Consider the following 16,396-nt stretch of genomic DNA (forward strand, 5'->3'; position numbering starts at 1 on the left):
CCGGCGCCCAGCCCGGTTCCCGAAGACCGGGTAGACTGTCCGGATGGAACAATGCCGTTATTGCCAGAGAATCCGCGATGAATGGGATTGCCACGGCGACGAATGCCGCCGGGCAATCGCCAAGGCGCTGCGCCGGCAGCGTGCGGGCCTGCCGATGGTGCCCGATCGCATCCGCAACGAACTCCCGTCCGGCGCGCCGACCCAGCAGGTGATCGCCGTCCTGTCGCGGCAGCGCCTGCGCGCGCGCCGCGGCAACGAGGAACGCCGCGAGCGCAAGGAAATCGACGACGACGTCTGAGCCGGCCGCCCCGCAGCCTGCCCGCACCGTTCCCGCTTCCCGCTGCCGCCGGGCGCCCGCCCGTACGCGCCATCCACGCCGCGCCCCGGTCGCCTTTCCGTTGCACACCCGGCAATACACAATGGGGACGGAAGATATTTGTCGCGGAATTATTGCCTCGCCTGCAACGATCTTTCGCTGAAACTCACGTTTACCCTAGATCGACCGGCGCCTACGATGTAATCAACCGCTTACGACATGGTGTCGAACGCGGAAAGCCAATAAACATCGGAGGTCATCATGAAATCGCTCGTTTCCGCAGTCGTTGCCGCTGTCGCCCTGTCCGCTTCGTTCGGCGCATTCGCCCAAAGCACCGTGACCCGCGCCCAGGTGCGCAACGAACTGGTCCAGCTCGAACAAGCCGGCTACAAGCCGGGCCTGTCGAGCCCGTACTACCCGGCCGACATCCAGGCCGCCCAGGCCCGCGTGCGCGGCGCCGACAACAGCGGTTACGGCGCACAGCCGGCCGCGACCGTCCAGGGCGGCGCACCAGCCGTGAAGCCGCAAAGCGCGCACGACTCGGTCTACTTCGGCCACTAAGCCTGCCGCCGCGCGCATCGCGCGCAGTGCGGCCATGCGACGAGCCCGTCCCTGACGGGCTCGTCGCGTTTGCAGCGCCAGTTTCGCCGCCCGATCGTCAGCGGCTGCCGCCCGATGCGACCCGGTCGCCTGCGTCCGTCGCGACGCCGCCTCGGACCAGATCCTGATAGCGCACGCACACGCACTGCGGGCACGCCTTCGCCGCGTACATCGCCGCATCGGCCTTGACGAGCAGTTCCTCGGCCGACGCGCCGTCGGCCGGATACTCGCTGACACCGATGCTTGCACCGACCGCCACGCGCCGATCGCCGAACTCCAGCTCCTCGGCCATCACGATCTGGATGCGCGCCGCGACGTCGCCGATCACCGCCGGCGAACGCACGTCCGCGATCAGCACGATGAATTCGTCGCCGCCGAGCCGCGCGACCATGTCGCCGCTGCGCAGCGCGCGGCTCAGCCGCTTCGCGACCGCGACGAGCGTGCGATCGCCGGCCGAGTGCCCGTGCTGGTCGTTGATCTGCTTGAAGCGGTCGAGATCGACGAACATCACCGCCAGCCCTTCGCGGGCCGCCGCCGCATGCCGGATCGCAGCTTCGAGATGCTCCATGAACAGCAAACGGTTCGGCAGCGCGGTCAGCGGGTCGTGGCCAGCGAGGTGCGCGAGTTCCTGCTGCTTCGCACGCAGCATCGCGACCTGCGTGCGGATCTCGACGCGCATGCTGTCGAAACAGCGCGCGAGTACGCCGATCTCGTCGGCGCGCGCGGTCGGCAGCCGCTCGGCGGCCGAATCGTCGAACACGTGGGTCGCGGCACGCGCCAGCGTCTGCAGCGGCCGCGTGATCGCACGCGCGAACAGGATCGCGAGGATCGCCGCCAGCAGGCTCGACACGAGCACCATCCGGACGATCCGCTCGCCGAGCACGCCGGCCGGCGCCAGCACGTCCGCGAGCGGGCGCGCCATGCCGAGCACGACGAAGCGGTTGCCCTCGTCGTGCCCGAACGGCGTGCGCGCGAACGCGAACATCTGGCCCGGCGCCTCGTCGGGCTGCGCGAGTCCATTGAGCGTCACGTTCGTTTGCGCGTGGTCGAACAACGCGCGGGTGGCGGTGAAACGGTCCTGCATCAGCACGCGCCGGCCGCGGTCGAAACCGAACGTCTGCGCCGGATCGGGATGCACGAGAAAATCACCCCACTCGTTCGCGAGATAGACCGCATAGTCTTCCGGCAGGTCGCGCTCGAGCCGGTCGAACACGCGCGACAATTCGACGTCGACGACGAGCGCGCCGACCGTGCGGCCGGACATGTCGACCACCGGTGTCCCCACGCGCAGGATCGGCAGCCCCTCGGCCTCGTGCGATCCCGTCTCGTGATTGATCACGATCGGTGACAGGTAGATGTGACCGGGCGCCATCGCGAGCGTGTCGAATACGTAGGAAAACTGCCCTTTCTCCTGGAAGGCGCTTTCGGGCAGCACGACGATGCCGCTCGCATCGCGAACGACACGGATACGTTCGATCCCGAAATGCCCGCTCGCGATCAGGCGGATCTGCAGGTACTCCGGATGATTTGTCATGAAGCTCCGGTACACCTGCTCGAGCCGCGTGCGGCGTGCGATGTCCGGCTTGTCGTCACCCGCGACGAACGCGGACGACGGCAACTGCGCGAGCACGAGCGCGTCGTCGGCAACATCCGCCAGCGCGGTCGTGAAGCGTTGCCCGAGCAGTTGCGTCGACATCAGCAGGCTGTGCTGCGCTTCCTGCACGAGCATCGCGCGATTGGCGCGATACGCGTAGTAGCCGGTCGTGCCGGACGCGATCACGCCGATGCAGGCGAACAGCACCGACAGCTTCGACACGAGCCCGAGCCGGATCATTTTCCGAACCGCTCCGGCCGGTCGCCCGACACGATACGGCTCCACAACGATTCGCGGCGGGCGATGTTCTCGACGGGCTGGAGCCACACGAGATGCTGGTGCCCGGTGTCGAGCCCCGACGGCGGCTCGAGCGTATTCGCGAGCCCCTGGCGCTCGGTCAGCAGCGCGCCGATCGCCGGTTCGAGCATGTAGTTGATCCACGCGAATGCCAGCCCGGGGCGTTGCGCGCCGCGCGTGACGGCCCAGCAGTCGAGCCACGCGAGCGCGCCTTCTTCCGGGATCACGTAGCCGACGTCCGCGCCCGCGCGCCGCAGCAGTTCGACCTGCTGCGTGCCGTAGTTGCCGAACATCAGTGCCGCGCGATGCTGGACGAACAGCGCGGTCGCCTCCTCGGGCAGCGTGTAATACGTCAGCAGGTTGCGGCGCAGGTCGATCAGCTTGCGCGCGACCGCGAGCGTCTGCGCGGACGACAGCCGGAACGGATCGGAATAGCCGAGCGCGAGCGCGGCGAACGAGAAATTGTGCTGCGCGCTGTTGAAGTCGAGCACCTTGCCGCGGTAGCGCGGATTCCACAGCTCGCGCATCGAGCGCGGCGCGGCCGGCACCTGCTTGCGGTCGTAGATCAGCCCCATCGACGAATACGTGAACGGGATCGCGTAGGTCGTGCCGTCCTGCACGAGCCCGCCGATCGTCGCGACCTGCTGGAAGTTAGGCAACTGGCGCCGCCGGTTCGGAATGCGCTGCAGGTCGATCGGCGCGAGCAGGCGTTCGCGCGCATAACGCTGGATCTCGGCCGTATTCGCGGCCAGCACGTCGTACGGCGGCGGCGACGCGCTGTGCATCCGCGACCACAACGCTTCGTCGGAGTCGACGAACGTCACTTCGACGCGCGCGCGAAACTGCGCCTCGAACGCGCCGACGATGTCGCTGTCCGCATAGCCGGGCCACGCGAGCACGCGCAGCACGTTGTCGTTGACGGTTTCGGGAGAGGCGGAGAACGCCGGCACGACGGGTGCCAGAAAGCCTATCGTCAATATGATGAGCAGGCTGCGCACGGCGCCGCGTGCACGCTTGCGTGCACCGATTCCCCTGATCAATCGGACCCCGCGTGAATCGCCCGGCTGCATTCGACTGTCCTTTTTCGAGTCGATGCGATATCCCGCAACGAGACCATAAATCGGACGGTCGCGCAATTGGAAGAAGCCGTACGCGGCGCGCATGTTCGCCGGCACCGGCGACGGCGGCGACATGCGGCATGCGGCATGCGGCGCGGCTACAGCGGCCCGCGTCGCGCCGCTGAAACCCGCGTCAGCGCCAGGCCTGCGTGAACTCCGCGATCACGCGCGACAGGTGTGCACGCATCGCGTCGCGCGCACCTGTCGCGTCTCGCGCCATGATCGCCGCGAAGATCCGCTGGTGATCCTCCTGCGACGCCTCGCGCAGCGCGGTCGAGTGAAAGTGCTCCTCGATCTTGTCCCACAGCGGATCGCTGCGCGCGCAGTCCCACATCGCCGTGACCATGTGCAGCAGCACCGTATTGCCGGTCGACTCCGCAATCCGCAGATGAAACTGGCGGTCGGCCGCGTCGTACGCGGCCTTGTCGGCCATCTGCTCGCGCATCGTCGTCAGCGAGAGAAACAGGCGGTCGAGATCGGCGTCCTTGCGTTCGGTCGCCGCGAGCGCCGCGACTTCCGCTTCGATCAGCCCGCGCGCGCGCAGCGTCTCGATCGGCCCCGGGCCGCGCGGCACCTCGAACGTCACCGGCCGTGCGGCGTCGGCCGCGGACACGTAGATGCCGGAGCCGATCCGCACTTCGACGATCCCCTGCACCTCGAGCGCGATGATCGCCTCGCGCACCTGCGTGCGACTCACGCCGAACTGGTCGGCCAGACTGCGCTCCGACGGCAACCGCGCGCCGGCTTCGAACGCGCCGGCGGCCACCATCGCGTGAATCTGCCGCGCAAGACCGATATAGGAGCGGTCCGCGGCATCGGTGTCGCGGCTGGCGGGCAGGCTGGAAAGATCGGTCATCGAAAGGCTCGCAACAGGCTGGCCGGCGCCGTCGCGGCACCGGATCCTCAAAATGGTACACCAATTTCAACCCGCACCTGATTCGGCTTGTCGGCCCTTCCTGCCGCGCAATCGCGGATGCTGTCTGTCATCCATGCGATAACCTCACAACTGGTAAACCACTATCCCGCCTAACTGGTATACCAATCATAATCCGCTCACCGGCACCGGGCCGCACGCTGCGGCCCGGTCGTCCGTGCATGAACCGCCAGCCAGGAGCCGCTCCAGTGAAGATGTCTTTCCGTTGGTACGGCGAGTCCGATCCGGTCTCGCTGCAATACATCCGCCAGATCCCGGGCGTCACGCATATCGTGTCCGCGATCTACGACGAACCGGTGGGCGAAGTCTGGCCCGCGCACAAGATCGAAACGCTGAAAGCAACGATCGAGCGCGCCGGCCTGCGGTTCGAAGTCGTCGAATCGGTGCCCGTGCACGAGGACATCAAGCTCGGCAAGCCGGGGCGCGATCGTCTGATCGACCACTACCGGCAGACGATCCGCCATCTCGGCGCGGCCGGCATCCGCGTCGTCTGCTACAACTTCATGCCCGTGTTCGACTGGACGCGCACCGAGCTGTCGAAGACGCTCGCCGACGGCTCGACCTGCCTCGCATTCAGCACCGACGCGGTCGACCGGATCGATCCGAACGACGGCATCGCGCTGCCCGGCTGGGATTCGAGCTACCGGCCCGAACAGCTGCAGGCCCTGCTCGCCGACTATCGCGACGTCGACGAAGCCGCGCTGTGGGCGAACCTCGAGTACTTCCTGAAGGCGATCATCCCTGTTGCCGAGGAAGCTGGCGTGAAGATGGCGATCCACCCGGACGATCCGCCGCGCCCGATCTTCGGGCTGCCGCGCATCGTGAAGCACCGCGACGATCTCGCGCGGATCCTGCGCATCGTCGACACGCCCGCGAACGGGCTGACGCTGTGCTCGGGTTCGCTCGGCGCGGGCCCGCAGAACGACGTCGAGGCGCTGGTGCGTGAGTTCGGCGCGATGGGCCGCATCCACTTCGCACACATCCGCAACGTGAAGGTCGACGCGAACGGCGATTTCGAGGAAACCGCGCACCTGTCGCGCTGCGGCTCGCTCGACATCGCCGCGATCGTGAAGGCGTATCACGACACCGGCTTCACCGGCTACGTGCGCCCCGACCACGGCCGCATGATCTGGGGCGAAACGGGCAAGCCCGGCTACGGCCTGTACGACCGGGCGCTCGGCGCGGTCTACCTGAACGGCCTGTGGGAAGCGCTCGCGAAGTTCGACCGCACGCCGCACGCGTCGCGGTAATCCGCCCATCGAGGCAGCCGGCGCAGCGGATCGCCGGCCGCCCGTCACGACATTCCGCACGGAGACACCGCATGCCACGCATCCGATGGGCCATGATCCTGATGTGCTTCCTGGCCAACGTCATCAACTTCATCGACCGCGCGAACCTCGCGATCGCCGCGCCCAGCATCCGCGCCGACCTCGGCCTCGACGCGGTCGGCATGGGGCTCGTGCTGAGCGCGTTCTTCTGGACCTATGCGTTCCTTCAACTGCCGGCCGGCTGGTTCATCGACAAGGTCGGCGTGCGCGTGAGCCTCGCGCTGGCCGTCGGCTGGTGGTCGGTGTTCACCGTCGCGACGGGCGCCGCGCGCGGCCTCGCGCAACTCGTGGGCGTACGGCTGATGCTCGGCGTCGGCGAAGCGGCCGCGATCCCGTCGTTCGCGAAGGTCGCGTTCAACTGGTTCCCGCGCAGCGAGCGCGGGCTCGCGAGCAGCATCTTCGACAGCGGCTCGCGTGTCGGCTCCGCGCTGTCGCTGCCGCTCGTCGCGTGGCTGATCTCGATCGTCGGCTGGCGCGGGTCGTTCGTGATCACGGGCGGCATCGGCATCGTGTGGGCACTCGCCTGGTGGTTCGTCTATCGCGACCCCGAACGCTACCGCGCGATCGCACCCGATGCCGTCGATGCGCTGCTCGCGCAACGCGGCGCACCGGCCGTTGCGGCCGCAACCGATGGCCCGACCGTATCGTGGCTCGACCTGTTCCGCTATCGCACCGTGTGGGGGATGATGATCGGCCTGTTCTGCCTGAACTTCGCGATCTACTTCTTCATCACGTGGTTCCCGAGCTACCTGCTGCAGTCGCGCGGCTTCTCGCTCGCATCGCTCGGCACGTGGGGCATGCTGCCCGCGCTGCTCGCGATTCCCGGCGGCTGGCTCGGCGGCTACGTGTCGGACAGCCTGTTTCGCCGCGGCTGGAGCGCCACCGCCGCGCGCAAGACCTGCCTCGTGCTCGGGATGCTGCTATCGTCGTCGATCGCCCTGTCCGCGCTCGTCGAAAACACGTGGGCGTGCCTCGGACTGTTCGCCCTCGCGTATGCCAGCCTGTCGTTCGCCGGCGCCAACGTGTGGACGCTCGTCGGCGAAATCGCGCCGACGCCCGCGCACGTCGCGTCGATCGGCGGCATCCAGAACTTCGCGGGCAATCTCGCGGGAATCTTCATCACGACCTTCACGGGCGTGATGCTGTCGATCACCAAGGGCTCGTTCGTCGTGCCGCTCGCGGCAGCCGGCGCGCTGTGCGTGGTCGGCGCGCTGTCGTACCTGTTCATCGTCGGCAAGGTCGAGCCGCTGCCGCCGCTGCGCGGCCGTGCGAACGGGCGAAATGCGGCGCCGAACGCGGCCTGACACTGCCGGAACGCGCGGCCGGTGCCCCGCGCTTTCCTTTTCGGGCCGCCCGTCGGACAATGACCCGCGCCCGCCGGCGCGGCGCCACTCCGGCCCGCGCGCGGCGACGGCGCGCCCCGCCCACGCCGATGAAACGCTACGAAACCCTCGCCCATACGATCGCCGACGACATCCGCAACGGCAACCTTGCCGTCGGCACGCGCCTGCCGTCGCTGCGGCAGATCATCGCGCAGCACGGCGTGAGCCAGTCGACGGTGTTTCGCGCGTATTACCTGCTCGAACAGTGGGGCTTGATCCGTGCACGCGAACGCTCGGGCTATTACGTCGCGCCGGGCGCCACGCCGGCGGCGAACCCCGCCGCGAAGCGCCGCGCGAGCCGCGCCGGCGCCACGCGCAAGGTCGACATCAGCAGCCTCGTGTTCTCCGTCCTCGACGCGGCCACGCAGCCCGGCATCGTGCCGCTCGGTTCCGCGTTCCCCGCGCCGCAGCTGTTTCCGCTGCCGCGCCTGGCGAAGTCGCTCGCGCAGGCCACGCGGCTCGTGAGCCCGTGGAGCACGGTCGTCGACCTGCCGCCCGGCAACGAGGCGCTGCGCCAGCAGATCGCGCGCCGCTATCTCGCCACCGGCATCTCGCAGCCGATCGACGAGATCGTCGTCACGAACGGCGCGCTCGAGGCGCTGAACCTGTGCCTGATGGCCGTGACGCGGCCCGGCGACGTCGTGGCGGTCGAAGCGCCCGGTTTCTATGCGGCGCTGCAGGCGATCGAACGGCTCGACCTGCGCGCGGTCGAGATTCCCGTCGATCCGCATACGGGCCTCGATCTCGATGCGCTGGCAAACGCGCTCGACCGGCACGCCATCCGCGCGTGCTGGTTCATGACCAATTTCCAGAATCCGACCGGCGTCACGCTGTCCGCCGAAAAGAAGCGTGCGCTCGTCGCCCTGCTCGCGGCGCGCGAGGTGCCGCTGATCGAGGACGACGTGTACGGCGAGCTGCATTTCGGCCCCGACTATCCGCTGCCCGCGCGCGCGTTCGATCGACACGGCCTGGTGATGCACTGCAGCTCGTTCTCGAAGACCCTCGCGCCCGGCTACCGGATCGGCTGGGCCGCCGCCGGCCGCTTCGCCGAGAAGGTGCAGCGGCTCAAGCTGATGACGACGCTGTCGGCCAGCATTCCCGCGCAGGCCGGCATCGCGAACTATCTCGAGCACGGCGGCTACGACCGCCACCTGCGCAAGCTGCGCGGCGCGCTGCACGCTCAACTCGACCGGATGGACGACGCGTTGCGGCGCTGGCTGCCGCCCGGCGTCGAATGGGTGCGGCCCGACGGCGGATACTTCCTGTGGCTCGCGTTTCCCGACGCGATCGACGCGATGGAGTTGCACCGCCAGGCGATCGCTCGCGGCATCAGCGTCGCGCCGGGACCGCTGTTTTCGGCCGCGCACGGCTTCGAGCGCTGCGTGCGCGTGAACTTCGGTCATCCGTGGAGCCGCGACATCGAGCGTGCGATCCGCGTGCTCGGCGAACTGGTCGCGCAGCCGCCGGTCCGCAAGGCAGGTTGATCGTTACGGTACGCGCGGTGCGTGCCGCCCACGTCGCGGCCATGCAGGCAATCCGCGCGCGGGTTACATTGCGGATCCCGCCGCACCTTCACGATCTCCCATGAGCCAACTGCCTTACCTCGATCACGCCGCCCTGTTGAAACTGACGGCCGAAGCGGCGCACGTCACGCAATCGTGCACGTGCACGAAGACGTCGCTCGCCGGATGGACGACCCTGCCGCTGTCGCTGCAGGATGCGCAACTGACCGAAATCGCCACGCTCGTGCCGCCCGGCGACGCCGAGCCGACCTATGCGGAGCATCACCCGGCCGGCACGCGCTACGCGTCGGACGACGCACCGATCGCCCTGCGCCATTTCCCGTACAACCGCTGCAGCGTCAGCCGCTGCCGCTCGTGCGGCCGCTTGTTCCTGCGCTATCAGGAAGGCGGCGGCTACTTCATCGACCAGCGCATCCGCGCGCTCGATCCGGCGCTCGTCGTCGACGCCAGCGTTTGATCGCGCCGCGGGCATGGCCGCATGCCCGGTCTCCCGCGCCGGCGCCTGCGTGTCGCCCGCCATCTGCTGCGCCTTTTTCGTCCCGTTCTGCTGCTTGTCCCGCCGCACCGCGTTCCCTACGCTGTCTCCCGTTGCCTGACATCCGTCGCAACGCCTGTCCGAGCCGCGCGCAATCCGCGCCGCGGCGCTTCTCGCGTATCACGTCATGTACCGATATACCGATTTCGACCGGGCGCTCGTGCACAGCCGCGCCGCCCAGTTCCGCGACCAGCTCGAGCGCTGGCAGCACGGCACGCTGAGCGAAGACGCGTTCCGGCCGCTGCGGCTGCAGAACGGCTGGTATGTGCAACGCCACGCGCCGATGCTGCGCGTCGCCGTGCCGTACGGCGAGCTGTCGAGCGCGCAGCTTCGCGTGCTGGCGCGAATCGCGCGCGACTACGACGTGCCCGACGACGCCACCTACCGCGCCGCATGCGACGCGCAGGCGCTGCTCGGCACGTTGCGCCTGCCGACCCGCAGCGCGCACTTCACGACACGCACCAACGTGCAGTTCAACTGGATTCCGCTCGCGAAGGCGGCCGACGTGATGGACCTGCTCGCGACCGTCGACATGCACGGCATCCAGACGAGCGGCAACTGCATCCGCAACATCTCGTGCGACGAGCGCGCGGGCGTCGCGCCGGACGAGATCGCCGATCCGCGCCCGTTCGCCGAAGTGATGCGCCAGTGGACGACGCTGCATCCCGAATTCGCGTTCCTGCCGCGCAAGTTCAAGATCGCGATCACCGGTGCGACCGAAGACCGCGCGGCAACCGACTGGCACGACGTCGGGTTGCAGCTCGTGCGCGACGACGCGGGCGAACTCGGCTTTCGCGTCAGTGTCGGCGGCGGAATGGGCCGCACGCCGATGATCGCGACGCTGCTGCGCGCGTTCCTGCCGTGGCAACACGTGATGAACTACATCGAGGCGATCGTCCGCGTGTACAACCGCTACGGGCGCCGCGACAACAAGTACAAGGCACGCATCAAGATCCTCGTGAAGACCGAGGGGCAGCGCTACATCGACGACGTCGAGGAAGAGTTCCGCCAGATCGTCGTCCTCGACGGCGGCCCGCACACGATCCCGCAGGCCGAATTCGATCGCGTGGCCGCGTCGTTCGTCCCGCCGCGGCTCAAGTCCCGCACGCTCGACCTCGCCGGCGCGCAGGCACGCGTATCCGCACAGGCGGCCCGTCATCCGGCGTTCGCGCGCTGGCTCGCCCGCAATGTCGCCGCGCATCGCGATCCGGCACTGCGCATCGTCACGTTGTCGTTCAAGCGCCGCCTGCAGGCCCCGGGCGACGCCTCGCCGGACCAGCTCGACGCGCTCGCCGATCTCGCCGACCGCTTCTCGGCCGGCGAGGCGCGCGTCACGCACACGCAGAACGTCGTGCTGCCGTGGGTGCATGTCGACGACCTGTTCCTGCTGTGGGAAAACGCCCGCGCGATCGGGCTGGCAAGCGCGAACGTCGGGCTGCTGACCGACATGATCGCGTGCCCGGGCGGCGATTTCTGCGCGCTCGCGAACGCGCGCTCGATCCCGATCGCCGACGCGATCACCGAGCGCTTCCAGGATCTCGACCTGCTGCACGACATCGGCGACCTCGACCTGCACATCAGCGGCTGCATCAATTCGTGCGGCCATCATCACAGCGGCCACCTCGGCATCCTTGGCGTCGACAAGGACGGCGCGGAGTGGTACCAGGTGACGCTCGGCGGGTCGGACGGCTCCGCCGCGAGCGGCCCAGCGCGGCCGGGCAAGGTGATCGGCCCGTCGTTCTCGGCGGACGAGATCGTCGATGTCGTCGATGCGATCGTCGGCGCGTACCTCGACGCGCGGATCGACACGAACGGCCGCAGCGAACGATTCATCGACACCGTGCGCCGCATCGGCGCGGAACCCTTCAAGGCCGCCGCGAACGACGCGCGCCACCGGGCGGAGCACGCATGAACCAGGAAACCTCCATCGCACACGCACGCATCCGCCTGCTGACGCCGGCCGACCACGCCGACGACACGCAGCCGCACGACGACGCGACGCTGACGATCGGCAACGACGAGGAACTGGCGCCGCTCGCCGCGCAAATCGCGCAAGCCGCCCGCATCGACCTGCAGTTTCCGTCGTTCACGGACGGACGCGCGTACAGCCAGGCGTACCTGCTGCGCAAGCGCTTCGGCTTCGCCGGCGACCTGCGCGCGACCGGCGAGGTGCTGGTCGACCAGTTGCTGCTGATGGAACGCACGGGGTTTTCGAGCGCGGTGCTCGCCGACGACACCGAAATCGCGGCCGCACGGCGGCAACTCGACCGGTTCCCGGGCTTCTATCAACGCGACGCGAGAACGGCCACGCCGCCGCACGACACGGCGGCGACAGCGGCGACGGCGGCAGCGGCCGGAAAATGAAACGGGCGGCACGCTGGCCGCCCGTACGATGAACCGGCAGGATTCCGGCCGGTGCCCGCGGCAACGCGGGCGCCAGCGTTCAGCGCGCCGCCACCGGCTTGCCGAACCCGCCGAGAATCTTCTTCTCGAGCGCGATGTAGTCGCGGCCGAAGTGGTGATCGCCCTGCGTCTTGATCACGTCGGCGCCCGTGTTCGCGAGCGCCGGGCACATCGTGTCCTTCTCTTCCGCGCCGTAGAAGCACTGCACGAGCTGCGGCGGCACCTTCGCGATTTCCGGCGCGACCTTCAGCGCCTTGTCGCTCGCGGGCATTCCGAGCCAGCCCGTCACGCGGATCTGGAAATCGGCGGACGGCGCAAAGCCGAGCAGCGACATCACCGCGACCTTGTCGCGCAGGTCGGCCGGCAGCCGGTTGTACGCGAACGGCATCACGTCGGCGCCGAACGAGTAGCCGACCAGCGCCACGCGGCTTGCATGCCAGCGCGCCATGTACGTGCGCATCACGCGTGCGAGATCGCGGCTCACTTGCGCGGGCGGCTTCTCGCTCCAGAAATAACGCAGGCTGTCGATGCCGACCACCGACACGCCGTCGCGCTGCAGCGCCTCGGCGATCGTCTTGTCGAGATCGCGCCAGCCGCCGTCGCCCGAGATCACGATCGCCAGCCGGTCGCTGCCGCCCTTGGCCGGCAGCTCGACGAGCGGCAGATCCGACACGTCGAGTTCATCGCCGCTGCCGCTGTCGCGCAGGTGCGACGTGACGAGCGAGACCAGCTTCGTGTTGTCGCCCGCGGCCGCCGTTTCGACGAAGCCCGGCATCGCGCGGCGCACGATCGTCGGATCGGGCGGGCACGGCTTGAAGCGCGGATCGAGCTTCGCGGCCGGGGCGACCGACACGACGCCGGCGATCGTGTTCTCCGGCGCCATCGACAGGATCTGCTTCGCGATCGCGCCGCCCTGGCCCACGCCCGCGACGATCGGCGTGAAATAACGCGACGACTGCGCGAGACGTTCGAGCTGATGGCTGACCGCCTCGGCGTCGCCGTCGAGGTGGTGGCAGGTCTCCTGCTTCGCGGCGAGATTCATCGCGTAGCGCTCGGTATCGACGCCGACCGTCATCGCACCGGCTTTCGCGAGCGCGTCGGCCGCCTGCTGATCGGCGGCATTCCAGCCGGCCTCACGCGAGAACAGCACGACGAATCCGCGCAGCGGCCCGCTCGGTTTGGTCACGGTAACGGGCCCATAACGGCCGCCCGACACGGTTTCGGCTTTCACGGCGGCCGGCTGCGTGGCGCACGCGGCGCCGGCCAGCATCATTCCCGCGCAGGCGGCTGCCGCCCGCGCGATTCCCTTCTTCAAACTCATGAGCGCCGACCTCCAGCCAGCAATGACAGATCCGCCAGCGTGACGAACACGCCGACCGAGCCCGAGGCCGCGAGATAACGCGGCTCCCAGTGCGGTTCGAACTTGCTCTTGAAAGCGCGCAAGCCGCGGAAGTTGTAGAAGCGGCCGCCGAAGCGCCAGACCATCAGGCCGAGCCGGTGCCACGGCGACGGCATCTTCGCCGCCCCCATTCCCGAGAACGGCGCGATGCCCAGGCTCAGCTTGCGGAAACCCGCTTCCTTCAGATGCAGCGCGAGCTGCGTGAACAGATACTCCATCGCGTACGGCGACGCATCCGGCAGGTGGCGCATCACGCCGACCGTCGCCTCGGTGTTGAGATCGGTCGTCATGAACGTGACGAACGCGATCGGCTTGTCGGCCTGCCGCACGAGCATCACCGACTGCGTCGCGAGATAGCCGTCGTGGAACGCGGCCACCGAGAAGCTTTTCTCGCGCGCATCGCGGCTATCGAGCCAGCCGTCGGAAATGTCGCGCAGCGCCGGCAGCGCGGCCGGCACGTCGCCCGGCGCGATCACCTCGACCGTCAGCGCGTCCTTGTCGCCGCGGCGCAGCGCGTAGCGCAGGTGGGAGCGGTTCGAACCCTTCAGGTCGAACCGGTCGAGCGCGATATGCGCTTCCTCGCCGAGTTTCATCAGCGTGAGGCCCGCGTCGAGATACAGCGGCAGCGCGTTCGCGCGCACCTGGTAGAACGCCGCGCGGCCGCTGTACGCGTGTGCGAGCGCGATGAACTTGCTGATCAGCGCCGGCCATTCTTCACGCGGCCCGACCGGGTCGTGCAGCGCGGCCCACGTGCGGCCGTTCTTCGCGTACATCAGGAACGCGCGGCGCGATTCGGAAAACAGGAAGGACTTGTCGCCCATCAGCGCGAGGCCCGCGTCGCTGCATTCCTGCGCGCGGATGATCTGCTCCGCGTCGATCAGGTCCTGCTCCGCGGGTTTCACGAAACGCCCGGGCGCCGGACGCAGCAGTTGCCACAGCGCGAACAGCGCAACGAACACGCCGGCCGCGAGCGTCGCGCGCAGCGCGCGCGGCGCACGCGCATCGAACGAGAAATGCGACCACAGCTCGCGCGTGTACGGTACGTCGCGGAACGCGAAGAACAGCACCCACACGGCCAGCATCAGCACCATCGTCACCGACACGAACCAGCTCACCGTGAAGCGCTCGGCGAGCAGCGACGAATGACGGTTGAAGCGTCGGCGGCTGACGAGCAGCAGCACGAGCAGCGTGCCGAGCACGCCGGCCTCGACGAACGCGAGACCCTTCGCGAGCGACAGCGCGAGGCTCGCGAGCGTCAACGCGAAGGTCATCCACCATGCGCCGTCGAGCCGCCGCAGCAGCCCGCGCGCGACGAACAGCAGCGCGACGCCGAGCACGCTGCAGATCACCTGCGAGCCTTCGAGCACCCACAGCGGCACGATATGACGCAGGATCGCGATCCGATGCCAGAACGCCGGCGTCGCGCTCGAGATCACCAGCATCCCGCCGACCGCGAACGTCACGAGGCTCAGGAACACCGGTGCGAGCTGCGACACGCGCACGGCCTGCCGCGTGACGAGCCGGCGCCGCAGCGCGCGGCCCTCGAAACCGGCCAGCAGGCCGGCCGACAACACGAGCGGCACGCCGAAATAGATCGCGCGATAGGCAATCAGCGCGGCGACCATCGCGTGCGCGGGCACTTCGCGGCCGAGCGTGAACACCATCGCGGCTTCGAACACGCCGATCCCGCCCGGCGTATGGCCGATCATCCCGAGCAGCAAGGCGGCCGCGTAGACGGTGATGAAGGTCGGGAAACCGACCGGCGCGGCCGGCAGCAGCACCCACAGCGTCAGACCTGCCGCGACGACGTCGAGCACCGCGTAGACGACCTGCGCGACGAGATCGCGCCGCGCGGGCACGTCGAACGACAGCCACTTGAAGCGCGTGACGACCGGGCGCGCGGTGTGGCCGCACATCGCGACCATCGCGGCCAGCACCACGAGCAGCGCGGCACCGGTCCACGTGAGCACGCCGGGCGCCACGTGCAGCATCGCGGCAAGGGCCTCCGGCACGCAGACCATGCCGACCGCCGTCATCAGCACCATCGCGAGCGCCAGCGTGCCGCTCGTGAAGACGGTCATCCGGCCGATCTGCGCGGGCGTCACGCCCGATACGCCGTACACGCGCGCGCGAACCGCGCCGCCCGTCAGTGCGCCGAAACCGGTTGCGTTACCGAGCGCGGAGCCGGCGATCGCGCCGATCCACAGCGCGACGCGCGGCACTTTCGCGGCGACATAGCGCAGGCCGACCGCGTCGCGGGCGACGAGCGCGAGATAACTGAGGACCGTCGCGGCGAGCGACGCGCCCCACTCGCCGGCGGACAGGTGACGCAGTTGGCGGATCACCGACCGGTAGTCGACGGATTCCGACAGATGCTGGAAAACCACGATCAGCAGCAGGCCGATGCCGAGCGCGAGCAGCGGCGACAGCACGCGCTCGTTGCGGATCAACGCCCGGGCACGGGCGATCACCGCCGCGGCGCGGCCGGGCGAACCAGAGTGGCGGGAAGACATAAATTGTTCAGTGGTGGTGCATAGCGTGTCGCGGCGCAGGCAAGCCAAGCGGCGACGTATCTGGTTGTTCTGCGTGGGCGGTCGGCCGAAGACGGGGCCCGGCGGCGCCTGGATCAGAACTTACGAGTATACGGAATTTATATTACAGAATCTTTCAGGTTCGCATTGTGCGCTTTTGTGGCTCGCCGGGCGAGCTGACAACACATAAAAATCGTGCACCGCACAAACGCAAGGTGCGCATCATACCGGGAACACGGGCAGTTTTTTCATCGGATGAATGACTTGTGATGCATTTGGGAAAAATCTGCCGGACGGGGCGCGGAGGGCGAGGACGAATTTGTCGGGGAGTGGGCGCTGCTGAAACGGGGCCGGGTCATCTGACGTGCCGCCCGTCGCTTGAAAGGTTGCAATCCCGGCTTCGACGATTGGCCGGTGATGCAGTCTGGACCACGTG

At 68.6% G+C, this 16,396-nt stretch carries 13 protein-coding genes; 8 read left to right on the forward strand and 5 right to left on the reverse strand.

Translation table 11 applies throughout. The features are described from left to right. The first annotated feature begins 43 nt into the window (after nt 1-43). Both AC1VVG_RS27830 and AC1VVG_RS27835 read left to right on the forward strand, forming a co-directional pair. Nucleotides 44-298, forward strand: a complete 255-nt coding sequence (locus AC1VVG_RS27830) for a hypothetical protein (RefSeq protein ID WP_027791787.1) — start codon at nt 44-46, stop codon at nt 296-298. A 279-nt stretch (nt 299-577) separates the two neighbouring features. Further along, nucleotides 578-877, forward strand: a complete 300-nt coding sequence (locus tag AC1VVG_RS27835) for a DUF4148 domain-containing protein (RefSeq protein WP_069704701.1) — start codon at nt 578-580, stop codon at nt 875-877. Between the two features lie 97 nt (nt 878-974). On the opposite strand, the gene AC1VVG_RS27840 is transcribed toward AC1VVG_RS27835, so the two are convergent. From AC1VVG_RS27840 to AC1VVG_RS27850, 3 genes are all read right to left on the reverse strand, one after another. Next, the gene (locus tag AC1VVG_RS27840; protein ID WP_069704700.1) at nt 975-2,750 is read right to left on the reverse strand and encodes a GGDEF domain-containing protein; all 1,776 of its coding nucleotides are present in this window, start codon (nt 2,748-2,750) and stop codon (nt 975-977) included. Further along, complete coding sequence (locus AC1VVG_RS27845; protein ID WP_034191651.1) at nt 2,747-3,877, reverse strand: extracellular solute-binding protein; 1,131 nt, start codon at nt 3,875-3,877, stop codon at nt 2,747-2,749. The genes AC1VVG_RS27840 and AC1VVG_RS27845 overlap by 4 nt, the downstream gene beginning before the upstream one ends. A 181-nt stretch (nt 3,878-4,058) precedes the next feature. Continuing rightward, nucleotides 4,059-4,781, reverse strand: a complete 723-nt coding sequence (locus AC1VVG_RS27850; RefSeq protein WP_069704699.1) for a FadR/GntR family transcriptional regulator — start codon at nt 4,779-4,781, stop codon at nt 4,059-4,061. Nucleotides 4,782-5,047: 266 nt separating this feature from the next. Here AC1VVG_RS27850 and uxuA point away from each other — a divergent pair, with 266 nt between their 5' ends. The 6 genes from uxuA (at nt 5,048) to AC1VVG_RS27880 (ending at nt 11,991) form a co-directional block, all read left to right on the forward strand. Beyond that, nucleotides 5,048-6,109, forward strand: coding sequence for a mannonate dehydratase (gene uxuA / locus AC1VVG_RS27855; RefSeq protein WP_176730020.1), 1,062 nt, complete (start codon nt 5,048-5,050; stop codon nt 6,107-6,109). 71 nt (nt 6,110-6,180) lie between these two features. After that, a complete protein-coding gene (locus AC1VVG_RS27860) occupies nt 6,181-7,491 on the forward strand; it encodes an MFS transporter (RefSeq protein WP_124608845.1) in 1,311 nt (436 codons plus the stop codon). Between the two features lie 128 nt (nt 7,492-7,619). Continuing rightward, entirely contained in the window at nt 7,620-9,053 is a 1,434-nt protein-coding gene (locus tag AC1VVG_RS27865) for an aminotransferase-like domain-containing protein (protein ID WP_482836892.1), read from the forward strand. 100 nt (nt 9,054-9,153) lie between these two features. Next, entirely contained in the window at nt 9,154-9,549 is a 396-nt protein-coding gene (locus tag AC1VVG_RS27870) for a hypothetical protein (protein WP_034191259.1), read from the forward strand. A 205-nt stretch (nt 9,550-9,754) separates the two neighbouring features. Continuing rightward, nucleotides 9,755-11,539, forward strand: a complete 1,785-nt coding sequence (locus tag AC1VVG_RS27875; protein ID WP_059556605.1) for a nitrite/sulfite reductase — start codon at nt 9,755-9,757, stop codon at nt 11,537-11,539. Beyond that, nucleotides 11,536-11,991 carry a DUF934 domain-containing protein gene (locus tag AC1VVG_RS27880; protein ID WP_124669931.1) on the forward strand — a complete coding sequence of 152 codons (456 nt, stop codon included), beginning with the start codon at nt 11,536-11,538 and terminating at the stop codon, nt 11,989-11,991. Before AC1VVG_RS27875 ends, AC1VVG_RS27880 begins: the two co-directional genes overlap by 4 nt. 79 nt (nt 11,992-12,070) lie before the next feature. Here AC1VVG_RS27880 and AC1VVG_RS27885 read toward each other — a convergent pair whose 3' ends face one another. Further along, nucleotides 12,071-13,351, reverse strand: coding sequence for a virulence factor family protein (locus AC1VVG_RS27885; RefSeq protein WP_059556607.1), 1,281 nt, complete (start codon nt 13,349-13,351; stop codon nt 12,071-12,073). Beyond that, on the reverse strand, nt 13,348-15,942 hold the full coding sequence (mprF, locus tag AC1VVG_RS27890; protein ID WP_482836895.1) for a bifunctional lysylphosphatidylglycerol flippase/synthetase MprF: 2,595 nt from the start codon (nt 15,940-15,942) through the stop codon (nt 13,348-13,350). The genes AC1VVG_RS27885 and mprF overlap by 4 nt, the downstream gene beginning before the upstream one ends. Nucleotides 15,943-16,396: the final 454 nt, after the last annotated feature.

It is taken from the genome of Burkholderia sp. L-4, from assembly GCF_056856535.1.